Source organism: Mycobacterium sp. (assembly GCF_019243155.1).
Taxonomy (GTDB): domain Bacteria; phylum Actinomycetota; class Actinomycetes; order Mycobacteriales; family Mycobacteriaceae; genus Mycobacterium.
In genome coordinates, this window is sequence record NZ_JAFAUS010000198.1 from 1 (window position 1) to 11,311 (window position 11,311).

11 protein-coding genes and 1 tRNA gene are annotated in these 11,311 nt (G+C 65.6%); 9 read left to right on the forward strand and 3 right to left on the reverse strand.

The features are described from left to right. Nucleotides 1-18: 18 nt before the first annotated feature. The 3 genes from JOZ00_RS09705 (at nucleotide 19) to JOZ00_RS09715 (ending at nucleotide 1,114) form a co-directional block, all read left to right on the forward strand. Nucleotides 19-540 (forward strand): tRNA adenosine deaminase-associated protein, encoded by a 522-nt coding sequence (locus tag JOZ00_RS09705; RefSeq protein WP_293343114.1) that lies wholly within the window; start codon nucleotides 19-21, stop codon nucleotides 538-540. After that, nucleotides 537-995 carry a nucleoside deaminase gene (locus JOZ00_RS09710; protein WP_293343089.1) on the forward strand — a complete coding sequence of 153 codons (459 nt, stop codon included), beginning with the start codon at nucleotides 537-539 and terminating at the stop codon, nucleotides 993-995. Before JOZ00_RS09705 ends, JOZ00_RS09710 begins: the two co-directional genes overlap by 4 nt. 29 nt (nucleotides 996-1,024) lie before the next feature. Further along, nucleotides 1,025-1,114, forward strand: a tRNA-Ser gene (locus tag JOZ00_RS09715). Between the two features lie 71 nt (nucleotides 1,115-1,185). Here JOZ00_RS09715 and JOZ00_RS09720 read toward each other — a convergent pair. Then, nucleotides 1,186-1,680: a hypothetical protein gene (locus JOZ00_RS09720; protein ID WP_293343091.1), complete on the reverse strand. Its 495-nt coding sequence runs from the start codon at nucleotides 1,678-1,680 to the stop codon at nucleotides 1,186-1,188. Nucleotides 1,681-2,073: 393 nt separating this feature from the next. On the opposite strand from JOZ00_RS09720, the gene JOZ00_RS09725 reads away from it, so the two are divergent. Continuing rightward, the gene (locus JOZ00_RS09725; protein WP_293343094.1) at nucleotides 2,074-5,169 is read left to right on the forward strand and encodes an adenylate/guanylate cyclase domain-containing protein; all 3,096 of its coding nucleotides are present in this window, start codon (nucleotides 2,074-2,076) and stop codon (nucleotides 5,167-5,169) included. 7 nt (nucleotides 5,170-5,176) lie between these two features. On the opposite strand, the gene JOZ00_RS09730 is transcribed toward JOZ00_RS09725, so the two are convergent. Beyond that, nucleotides 5,177-6,316, reverse strand: a complete 1,140-nt coding sequence (locus JOZ00_RS09730; RefSeq protein WP_293343097.1) for a cellulase family glycosylhydrolase — start codon at nucleotides 6,314-6,316, stop codon at nucleotides 5,177-5,179. A gap of 212 nt (nucleotides 6,317-6,528) precedes the next feature. Then, nucleotides 6,529-6,813, reverse strand: coding sequence for a hypothetical protein (locus JOZ00_RS09735; RefSeq protein WP_293343099.1), 285 nt, complete (start codon nucleotides 6,811-6,813; stop codon nucleotides 6,529-6,531). Between the two features lie 182 nt (nucleotides 6,814-6,995). Between JOZ00_RS09735 and JOZ00_RS09740 the strand changes: the two genes are divergently transcribed. The 5 genes from JOZ00_RS09740 to JOZ00_RS09760 form a co-directional block, all read left to right on the forward strand. Then, nucleotides 6,996-7,382, forward strand: coding sequence for a DUF2237 domain-containing protein (locus JOZ00_RS09740; protein ID WP_293343102.1), 387 nt, complete (start codon nucleotides 6,996-6,998; stop codon nucleotides 7,380-7,382). Nucleotides 7,383-7,421: 39 nt separating this feature from the next. Then, nucleotides 7,422-8,681, forward strand: a complete 1,260-nt coding sequence (locus JOZ00_RS09745; protein ID WP_293343104.1) for a sulfotransferase — start codon at nucleotides 7,422-7,424, stop codon at nucleotides 8,679-8,681. Nucleotides 8,682-8,696: 15 nt separating this feature from the next. Beyond that, entirely contained in the window at nucleotides 8,697-9,935 is a 1,239-nt protein-coding gene (locus tag JOZ00_RS09750; RefSeq protein ID WP_293343106.1) for an MBL fold metallo-hydrolase, read from the forward strand. Further along, nucleotides 9,932-10,414 (forward strand): VOC family protein, encoded by a 483-nt coding sequence (locus JOZ00_RS09755; RefSeq protein WP_293343109.1) that lies wholly within the window; start codon nucleotides 9,932-9,934, stop codon nucleotides 10,412-10,414. The genes JOZ00_RS09750 and JOZ00_RS09755 overlap by 4 nt, the downstream gene beginning before the upstream one ends. A 13-nt stretch (nucleotides 10,415-10,427) precedes the next feature. Beyond that, the coding region (locus JOZ00_RS09760; protein ID WP_293343111.1) for an LLM class flavin-dependent oxidoreductase at nucleotides 10,428-11,311 on the forward strand (884 nt) is incomplete at its 3' end.

Sequence of the window (11,311 nt, forward strand, 5' to 3'; positions counted from 1 at the left end):
CGACTACCGTTGGCGGCCATGGGAGCAGAACGGGCCTCAGCCCAGGGCCTGTCCGCCGACACGCCGGACGGATTCGGTGTCGCGGTTGTGCGGGAAGAGGGGCAATGGCGCTGTTCTGCGATGGCACCCAAGTCGCTGCTCAGTCTCCGGGCTGCCGAAACGGAGCTGCGGGAAATGCGAAGCGCCGGGGCGGTCTTCGGGTTACTTGATGTGGACGACGAGTTCTTCGTGATCGTCCGCCCGGCGCCCTCGGGGACCCGGCTGCTGCTCTCCGATGCCACCGCCGCCCTCGATTACGACATCGCCGCGGAAGTGCTCGACAAGCTCGACGCCGACATCGACCCCGAGGACCTCGAGGATGCCGATCCCTTCGAGGAGGGCGATCTTGGGTTGCTGTCCGACATCGGGCTTCCCGAGGCGGTCCTGGGGGTCATCCTCGACGAGACCGATCTCTACGCCGACGAGCAGCTTGGGCGCATCGCCCGCGAGATGGGCTTCGCCGACCAGCTGTCGGCGGTGATCGACCGCCTCGGTCGGTGACCACTGACGAAGACCTGATCCGTAGCGCGCTGGACGTCGCTGCGACGGCCGGTCCCCGCGACGTGCCCATCGGTGCGGTGGTCGTCGGTGCCGATGGAACAGAACTGGCCCGCGCGGTGAACGGTCGCGAGGCCCTCGGCGATCCGACTGCCCACGCCGAGATCCTGGCGATGCGAGCTGCCGCCGCTGTGCTCGGTGACGGGTGGCGGCTCGAGGGTGCCACGCTGGCCGTCACTGTGGAGCCGTGCACCATGTGCGCGGGAGCCCTGGTGCTGGCGCGCGTCGCGCGGCTGGTGTTCGGGGCCTGGGAGCCCAAGACGGGGGCGGTCGGGTCGCTGTGGGACGTGGTCCGCGACCGGCGGCTCAATCATCGCCCCGAAGTGCGCGGCGGCGTGCTGGCGCGGGAGTGCGCCGCACGCCTGGAGACCTTCTTCGCCCGCCAGCGATTGGGGTGACGGGCCGACGGTTCGGTAAGCTGCTCCGCGGTGGCGTGTCCGAGCGGCCTAAGGAGCACGCCTCGAAAGCGTGTGACGGCTAAAACCGTCCGAGGGTTCAAATCCCTCCGCCACCGCCAAACTCTTTGCCCGTCGGCTGACGACGCCACACGGGCCCGGCTGGTTGCCCACGTCCGATGAGTGGGGGCCGTCAGTCCGTGATAACCCCACGGTCGATGAGAATCGCTTTGATCTCCGTCAACCTTGTCTGGCGTTCGTCGTACTCGTAGCCCTTGACGACGGCGATCCAGTCGTCGCCTTGGTCGATCGCGTAGACGGCGGCGTCGGCGAGGACGTTGTAGAACGCGTTCGCGACTTCATCGGACCAGATGATCCACGCCCCGAATTGGTTCTCCTGCAGGGCGCCGATGGTCGTGAAGAAGCCGTCGGTGGGGGCGTTCGCCTGATCCGGGTCCAAGAAGTACATGAGGTGCGGGAATTCCGAATACGCGTTCTTCAGGAAGCCGGCGACCCCCGGATTCAGGTAGGGGTTGTAGCTGTTTTCCTCTTCGAAGTGCAGCACCACAGATCCGCGCCAGGCCCGGGCTGTTTCGGGGTCGGCGCTGATGCGGGTCAGGAGATCGCGCAGCGGGCGGATGTCGTGTTGGCGCCACTGCATCACCGGGATATCCAACCGGTGGCTCACCTTGCGGCCCGCATCGCGTCTGCACCCGACTGTGCGGTTGTCTGCATCGTGGTCTAAAACTCCTGCGCACTGCGGCTGACGGCCGTGGACACCCGAAATCTTCCCACGTCACCAACGCGTTCGTCAGCGATTCGGAGCGAGCTCACATCTGTGATTTAGTCCGCAGACGTTCGGTAACCCCTCTAATCACTCTGGCTGTCAATGGGTTTCGACGGCAGGCCCGGGGGTTCCGATGCGGACAATGTGACCGGCGGTCAGCGCTATCGGCGAATTTGGCGCGCCATCCGCGACGGAATGCGTCAGACTTTCTACGTGGCCAATTCGGTCGCAAGACGCTTGCGGAGGGCGGCCTGACGGTCGAAAGCGTCCGGTAGGGTCCCGGAAGGCTGTCGATTGGACGCGGAGAAACTCCCCGCGGCGGAGTACAAGCAGGTCACCGTCCTGTTCGCCGATGTGGGCCAATCGCTCGACCTCGCGGCGGCGGTGGGCACCGAGCGGTTGCGGGAAGTCATGACCGACCTGGTGAACCGCTGCGCGGCGGTGGTGCAGCGCTACGGCGGCACGGTGGACAAGTTCACCGGCGACGGGATCATGGCCGTGTTCGGGGCGCCAATTGCGTTGGAGGACCACGCTATCCGTGCGTGCCTTGCAGCACTGGGCATCCAGGAGGAGACGAAGCGCCTCGCCGTCGACGTCGAGGTCCGCGACGGCGTGGAGTTGCAAATGCGCATCGGGCTCAATTCCGGTCAGGTGATCGCCGGGGAGCTCGGGCCTGGGCCGTTCGGCTACACCGCGGTCGGCGAGCAAGTCGGAATAGCCCGGAGGATGGGGTCGGCGTGCGCGCCGGATGGCGTCATGCTCAGCGCGTCGACGGCGCGGCTCGTCGATGGCGTCGCGAAGCTCGGTGAGTACGAATCGGTCCAGATCACGGGCGGCAAAGCGCCGGCCGCCGGCCGTCAGCTGTTGGGCATCGGGGAGGAACACCACGCTGCCTGGCGTGCCGAGTCGAACATGGTCGGTCGGGGCTGGGAGATGTCCGCGGTCGAGGGTTTGCTGAACCGAGCGGTCGCGGGCCGCGGTGCAGTGGTCACCGTGGTGGGCTCACCGGGCTTGGGCAAGAGCCGACTGGCTCGCGAGGTTGCCGCGATGGCGGGTGCTCGGGGTATCGACGTGTTCACCAGCTACTGCGAATCGCATGGCCACGACATCCCGTTCCGCGTCGTGGCTCGGCTGCTGCGGGCGGCCACCGGCGTCGGTGATCTGGACGGCCCTGCGGCCCGCGCGCAGATACGCGCCCGTGCGTCGGACGCGGATCCCGAGGACCTGCTTCTGCTTGATGACCTGTTGGGTGTCGCGGACCCAGACGTGGCGCTGCCCAAGATAGATCCGGCGGCACGGCGCCGGCGGTTGACGGCGTTGGTCAATGCCGTGTCGCTGGCGCGCCAAACCCCGGCCGTCTACGTCATCGAGGACGTGCACTGGATCGATGAGATCAGCGAATCCATGCTGGCCGACTTCGTCTCCGTGATTCCGCAAACGCAGTCCATGGTCCTGCTCACCTACCGGCCCGAGTATCACGGGTCGTTGCAGCAGGCTGCGGGTGCCCAGAGCTTCGCCCTTACTCCGCTGAGCGATGCCGAAACTTCAATGCTCGTCGGCGAATTGCTGGGGCCGGACTCGTCCGTGGCGGAAATCGCCCGTTTGATCGCGGGGCGCGCGGCGGGCAATCCGTTCTTCGCGCAGGAGATCATCCGCGAGCTGGCCGAACGCGATGTGCTGGTCGGTGAGCGCGGCAGCTACGCCTGCCACACGGAGGTCGCCGAGGTCGGCGTGCCGGCGACCCTGCAGGCCACCATCGCCGCGCGCATCGACCGGCTTCCGCCACCCGCCAAACACACGCTTGCCGCGGCGGCGGTCATCGGGTCGCGGTTCAGTCGAGATCTACTGGCCGGCCTGGGAATCGACCCACACGTCGACGAGCTGATCGACGTCGAACTCATCGACCAGGTGCGGTTCATGCCAGGCGCGGAGTACGTGTTTCATCATCCGCTGATCCATGCCGTCGCCTACGAATCGCAGCTGAAAGCCGATCGCGCGCAGACACATCGGCGGCTGGCCGCGGCCATCGAAACAAACGAACCGGCGTCGGCCGACCAGAATGCCGCGCTGATCGCCCAACACCTCGAGGCCGCCGGTGAATTGCACGCCGCCTACGGCTGGCACATGCGGGCGTCGACATGGGCGACCAACCGCGACAATGCCGCCGCGCGACTGAGTTGGGAGCGTGCCATCCGGATCGCCGACGCCCTGCCCATCGATGATCCGGCACGGGCATCGATGCGCATCGCTCCGCGAACCATGTTGTGCGGGATCGCGTGGCGGGTTCGGGTCGACGTCGCCGGAGACCGCTTCGACGAGCTGCGCGAGTTGTGCAGCGCCGCCGGCGACAAGGCCTCGCTGAGCATCGCGATGGCGGGGTTGGTGATGGACCACGCGTTTCAGGCCCGGCTCGGCGAGGCCTCGGAGCTGGCCTCGGAAGCGATGGCCCTCATCGAGTCCATCGGCGACCCGACCTTGATGGTGGGGCTCTCCTTTGCACCCAGCTACGCCAAGGCGATGAACGCGGAGTGGACCGAAGTGCTGCGCTGGTCAGAGCGAGTCGTCGAGTTGGCCGACGGTGACCCGCTGATGGGCAACTTCATCTTCGGATCTCCGTTGGCCGCCGCGTTCACCGCGCACGGCATTGCCCGGTATTGCGTGGGCATTCCGGGGTGGCGCGCCGACTTGGAGCAGGGCATCGCGATGGCGCGCGCCGCCGACCCGTTGTGCTACGCCACCGTGGTAACCCTCGTCTATTCGGTTGCGTTGCCGTGTGGCGTACTGACGCCCGACGACCGCGCGATGCGCGACATCGAGGACGCCCTGCAGATCGCCGAAAGGTCCGGGGACGATCAGGTGTTGGCGTTCGCGCGGATCACGTTGGGTGTGGCGCTGGTGCACCGGGAGGACACCGCCGACCGTGACCGCGGGCAGGCATTGCTCACCGAGGTGAGCGAGATGTTCTTACGCGAGCAACACAACCTGGCCGAGTTACCGGTCGCCAACGTGTATCTGGCCCGTGAGCGGGCGCGCGGCGCGGATCGGGCAGCGGCAAAGGAATTCATGCGTTCCGCCGTCGACCAGTTGTTCCGGGGCGAGCGGCTACTGGCGTGGGGCATTTCCGCCACGGGTGTTCTGGTGGAGACGCTTCTCGATCAGGGCGACGAAACCGACGTGGTCAACGCCGAGGCCGCGGTCGAGCGGTTAGCGGCCGCGGCGACCAACGAGAGCCTGGGCATGCGCGAGATCTGGCTGCTGCGAATGCGGGCCCTGCTGGCGCAGTCGCGCGGCGATGCCGCGGCCTACCCGGACTTCCGGGATCGTTACCGCGACATGGCGCAATCGCTTGGCTTCGAGGGGCATATCGCCTGGGCGCAGGCCATGCCGTGACGTCGGTTCAGGACTGACGCTGCCCGCTGGCGAGCACTCCGATCGTCTTCATGTCGGTTTCCTGGAAGGGCCGTCCGTCGGGCCGCACGAGGTCGTGGAACCACACTTTCGGCACGCTGGTGTAGGGGTGGTCCCAGGAGTCCCAGGGGAAGTAGGTTTGGGTCTTGCCGGCGACGAAACCCCAGTTGAATGCACCGACATTGCGGCGTTTCGCGACCGGAAGTACGCCGTCGACGGTGCTGCCTTTGGTGCGGGCCAGCCACTCGGTGCAGATGATCGGCCGCCCGAGCGGGGTGAGTTCGGAAATCCGGTTGTCGAAGCCCTGGGGTTCCGCGTACGAGTGGAATGTGACCACGTCGGAGTTGGCCAGCTGAATATCGCTGATTCCGTTGCGGCCCTGTGGATCTCCGGCATCGCCGTGCCATACGCCACTCGTCAGCGGCTGACTGGGATCAACCGCGCGCGCCCATCGGAACACTTGCGGAAGCAGGTTTGCGACGAGCTGCGTCTTATCACTTCGCTCGGTGTTGCGATACTGCCGCGCGGGATTGTCCGGTTCGTTCCACAGGTCCCAACCCAAAACGCGGTCATCCGTGCGGAATTGGGTCAGCACCGCGGTGACGTAGTCGTGCATGACCCGCGCATAGCGGGGGTCGCCGAGCCGCTCAGCACCCGGACTTTGCACCCAACCTGAGTTGTGGACTCCGGGCCTCGGGGGATGCTGCCTGCCGAGCTTGGGCTGCGGGTCCCAACACGAATCGAAGAAGACGAACAACGGTTTGATCCGGTTGCGCGCCGCGATGTCGACGAACTGCGCCAGGCGCGATTGGAAGCCGCGCTGATCCGCGGCCCAGAGCTGGTCGTGCAGGAAAACCCGGACACTGTTCAGCCCATAGAATCTGGCCCAGCCGAGTTCGGTATTGATGCGGGCCGGATCGAAGGTTTCGGGCGCAAACATCTCGAGCTGATTGATGGCGTTTGAGGGGATGTAGTTTGCTCCGACCAGCCACCCCTGTGCTTGATACCACCGGGTGGCGCGGTCTGGAGTCCACCGAGTCGCTTCCTCAGCGTAAGCGCGGGGAACTCGGGTCAGGGAAGCCCCTGCTGCCAGCAGCAGAGGGAGCTTCAGGGCCGAACGACGTTGCACGATGCGACGATAGTTTTTCGCGGCGATTTCCCCGGTATTTGCGCAGCGCGTCGCGCCAGGTTGCGCTGCGAATTGTTATCGCATCGTCACCCTGCGCGACGGCGGTCATCGCCCCGAAATCCCGCCGCCGGGTTCCCCGTACGACCCGATCGAGTTCGGCCGGCCCGGCCGTCGTATCCGTGGTGCGCCGAATCTGTTGCGACAGAGCGGTATTAACGTAGCTTGCGACCGTATTCGTCCTTGACGTTGCTGGTGAAGATCAGGATGGCGTCGACGATCGCCCAGACGATACCGCCGAGCAGGGCCGGCAGGCCGAAAAGGCAGAACAAGCCGAAGATGAGGCCGAACAGGCCCACGCACAACTGCGCGACCGCGATCTGGGTGGTAGCGGGATCGTGGCCGAACGGTGCCTGCGGATTGAGATAGCTGGGGTAGCCGGGATAGGCCGGGTAACCCGGGTAGGGCTGAGGGGGTGGGTATCGCGTCGGCGGTGGCATCTGGGGCGGCTGCCATCCCCACGGTGGCCCGCCGGACGGGTCTTCGGGTGGGCGCGGCGGCGACGTTCGATCGAGTTAACACGGCCGCGGGCCGGTCGTCACCTCGGCTCTTTCGCGTCAATCGCCCAACACGGTCCGCAAGGGACTTCAAACTTTGCCCCCGGGGGGGCAATACTGAATGGGTGCCTGATCGAAACGTGCTAGGCGGTCCGCTGGAACCGTGCGGCACAGAACCCCTAACCGGTTACTACCGCGATGGGTGTTGCTCGACCGGGTCCGAGGACCTGGGCCGGCACACGATCTGCGCGGTGATGACCGCTGAATTCCTGGAGCACCAGCGCTCCATCGGCAACGACCTGTTGACGCCGGTTCCCGAGTACCGGTTCCCTGGGCTGCTGCCGGGTGACCGTTGGTGTGTGACCGCGCTGAACTGGCTTCGGGCCCACAACGATGGTTGTGCCGCGCCGGTGGTGCTGGCGTCCACCCACGAGCGCACCCTCGAGGTGGTTCCCATCGAGGCGCTCGAGGAACACAAGGTCGACGTCCCGGACGACCTGGCCAATCTGTAGGGTCCAGATCGGCGCCTGACACGTCGAAAAGGGGATCCGATGGATTCTGCGGTTGACGACCTCGACTTCGACGACCTGACCTCGCCCGAGCTGACCGACATCCAGCGCCAGATCCTGGATTTCACCGAGGCCAAACACATCGATTTCGACATCGACCGCATGGTCGCGGAGGCTGTCGAAGTGGCGGGGGCCGACGACCTCGCCGACACTGACGGTTTCGGTGACCGCCTCTCGACGCATGTGGCCGCGATTGAGGCCGACGGCGGCCTGCGTCAACTCACGCGTGGGACGCTGCGGCAGCGGGTCGTGCGGCTGCTGCGCAACCGATTGTCGCTGACCGAACTTCTCCGGCGTTATCCCGAAATCGAATCCATTCCGATCGACAAGCCCTTCATCGTCGTGGGAATGCCACGGTCCGGCACCACACACCTGGTGAATCTCATTGCCGCGGACCCTAGCCGGCGCGCGCTGCCCTATTGGGAGAGTCAGGACCCGATACCCGCACGCGGTCAGGGCCCGGACATCTTCGGCGTCGACCCGCGCTATGCGCGGGCCAAATCCGAGCATGACGCGCTCATGGTCAGCGCCCCCGTGGTCGCCGCCATGCACGACCGGTTCCCGGAGGCGATCGAGGAGGAGGTGGAACTCCTCGACCTCGATTTCGCCGCCTATGTCCTGGAATGGCATGCGCGCGTGCCGGTCTGGCGCGACTACTACCTGGGCCTGGACCAAACCCGGCACTACGCGTACATGAAGAAGGTGCTGCAGGCGTTGACCTTCCTGCGCGGACCGCGGACCTGGGTCCTCAAAAGCCCGCAGCACTGTGAGCAGCTTGGGGCGCTGATGGCGACCTTCCCTGACGCCACAGTGGCTTTCACACACCGCGACCCCGTCGCTGTCATCCAGTCGGCGATCACGATGATGGCCTACTCCGACCGGCTCCGCCGCACCGACATCGACCCCGACTGGCTGCTGACCTACTGGAGCGACCGCGTGTACCGACTGCTGCACGCGTGCGTGCGCGACCGCGACCTGGTTCCCGCCGAGCGCAGCATCGACATCAGCTTCCACCAGCTGAACAGCAATGAGCTGCCGGTGCTTGAACGGCTGTACGACATCGGCAATGTGAGACTGACGACTAAGGCGCGCAACAGCTTCCAGCGCTACCTGGACGGCAATCCGCGCGGCAAGCACGGCCGCATCCGCTATGACCTGCAACGGCATTTCGGCATCACGGCCGACGAACTGCGCGGCCGCTTCGACTTCTACTTCGACAAGTTCGACGTCCGTCCCGAATGAAAGGAGCCACCAGCGATGTCCGATCCGGTCTATCGGAGCAGGCCGGGTGCTGACGGGCTGTGCCCCGCGGCGGCGGAGAGGGCTGAGGAGATCGCGCCGGGATTGTGGTGCTCGCCCGGCCTGTCGAATTCCTACCTGCTCACCACGACCGATGGCCGGGTGATCGTCAACACCGGAATGGGTTTCGAAGGCCCGGTGCATCGCGCCAACTTCGACGCGGTGGACTCGTCGCCGGTGCGCTACATCATCTTCACGCAAGGCCACGTGGACCACGTGGGCGGCCTGGACAGCGTGCGTGACCCCGACACTACCGTTGTCGCGCAATCGAATTGGACCGCTTGGCGCGATGACAACGACCGTCTCATCCCGTATCGCGCGAGCCGTAGCGCGTTCGCGTTCAAGGACACACTGGCTACCGGCATCCAAACCATCCAGCAACGACTCGGCACGAAACGGTTAGCCGGTCAGAGCGTTCCCGTCGTCGACCTCGACTTTGAGGACACGCTCACCTTGGAGCTGGGCGGCCGACGGATGGAACTGATCTCCGTGCCCGGCGGGGAAACCACCGATTCTCTCGTCATCTGGTTGCCCGACGAACGAATCTGCCTGTGTGGAAACACCTTTGGTCCGATATTCGGGCATATACCGAACCTCGTCACCATGCGCGGCGACCGATACCGAGACGCCCTGACCGCCATAGCGTCGGTGGAGCGAGTGCGCGAACTGCAACCCGAGCTGTTGGTGACAGGCCACTTCGGGCCGATCGCGGGCGCCGAGCTGATAGATAGCGAATTGACCCGGCTGCGCAACGCGATTCAACACATCCACGATCAAACCGTCGCGGGGATGAACGCGGGCAAGGACGTCCGGACCTTGATGGCAGAGGTCACCTTACCCACGGAATACGAAGTGGGCCAAGGCTATGGAAAGGTTGCCTGGGACGTGCGGGCCATCTGGGAAAACTATTCAGGCTGGTTTCACCACCAATCGACCACCGAGCTCTATCCGGTCGGATTCGACAGCGTCGCCGCTGATGTGCTCGAGCTCGCCGGAGCCGACGCCCTGATCGACAAGGCCCGGGCACACCTCGACGCGGACCGCCCTCTGCAGGCCATCCACCTGGCCGAGCTCGTCGGGTCGGACCATCAGGGGGCTCGCGACGTGCTGCGCGAAGCGCATGAAAAGCTTCTCGCCGGCAGCACGAACTTCTGGGAAAGTGCTTGGCTCCGAGATCAGGTGGCGAGGAACTCATGACTGCATTCGCACTACGGCCCGAGGACTTCTACCACACCGGCATCATCGTGCCCGACCTGCACGAGGCCATGGCGCGTCTGAGCGCACTGGCCGGCTACCGGTGGATCAATCCGCTGAGCTACACACTGCCGTTTCGCACGCTGGCCGGGACACAGGAGTTCACCTCGACATTCGTCTATTCGTTGCAACCACCGCATCTGGAGCTGATCCAGGAGGTGCCGGGGAGTCCCTGGATCGCGGCGCCCGGCAATGCCATCCATCACCTCGGCTACTTCGCCGATGACCTGGCCGAGACCGCGAGGCTGTTGGAGGACAACGGCTTCGCGTTCGAAGCGACCGCTGCCACGGCCGGGCCCGACCTCGCGCTGTTCGCCTACTACGTCGACGCATCCGGGACTCGCATCGAGATCGTCGATCGTGCGTTGTTTCCCGACTTTCCCGCCTTCCTGCAATCGGCGGTGGGAACGGAGTCGCCATGACTTCAGGCGCGACATGCTCTTGACGGTATTGCGGTTCAACTTCGCGTCCCCGCACGGTGAACCGCGCACGCAGAGCAAACTTCTCAACGCCGCACTCGAAATGGCGCAGTGGGGTGAGTCGCACGGAATCATCACCGTCAGTGTCGACGAGCATCACGCGACGGGGCATGGGTGGAGCTGCAATCCGATCATGGCCGCGTCGATGTTCCTGGCCAGGACTTCGACTCTGATCGCGAGCGTGGACTGCTCACTTGGCCCCCTGTGGAATCCAGTGCGGCTTGCCGAAGACATTGCGCTCGTGGACAACATGAGTCGTGGCCGGTTGCACACCACGGTGGGCCTTGGCTACCGGACGGTCGAATACGACGCCATGGGAACCGATTTCAGCGAGCGCGGCAAGCTGATGGACGGTCTGCTCGAACGGATGCTGTCGGTATGGTCCGGCGCCGGGCGCGACGCGGGAATCTGCACCGGGACGTGGACGCGCCCACATCCGCCGTTGTATGTGGGCGGCGGCGCCCGCGCCACGGCCCGCCGCGCCGCGCGCTTCCGACTACCGCTCAGCCTGGCCGATCACCTGCCGGACGTGGCCGCTTACTACCGCGCGCTGTGTTCGGAGGTCGGCATGACGCCGCTGATCATCATGCCGGGACCGATCAATCGCGGCATGATCTACCTGCACGAGGATCCGGACCGGGCATGGGCGGAATTCGGCGACCACATCCTCTGGGAGGCAGTGACATACGGCGAATGGTCGACCGACCAACGTTCGCTGATGCATTTGCCCGGCGTACAGACGCTGGACCAGGTGAAGGCATCGGGACGCTACCGCTTTCTGACCCCGGACCAGCTGCTCGCCGAGGTGCGTGACGCCGAGAACTACGGACCGCTCGTCAT

Bases quoted from the DNA above. Each gene is read 5' to 3' on its own strand.
- JOZ00_RS09705 (WP_293343114.1), top strand. From the start codon at position 19: ATGGGAGCAGAACGGGCCTCAGCCCAGGGCCTGTCCGCCGACACGCCG.
- JOZ00_RS09735 (WP_293343099.1), bottom strand. From the start codon at position 6,813: ATGCCACCGCCGACGCGATACCCACCCCCTCAGCCCTACCCGGGTTAC.
- JOZ00_RS09745 (WP_293343104.1), top strand. From the start codon at position 7,422: ATGGATTCTGCGGTTGACGACCTCGACTTCGACGACCTGACCTCGCCC.
- JOZ00_RS09750 (WP_293343106.1), top strand. From the start codon at position 8,697: ATGTCCGATCCGGTCTATCGGAGCAGGCCGGGTGCTGACGGGCTGTGC.
- JOZ00_RS09755 (WP_293343109.1), top strand. From the start codon at position 9,932: ATGACTGCATTCGCACTACGGCCCGAGGACTTCTACCACACCGGCATC.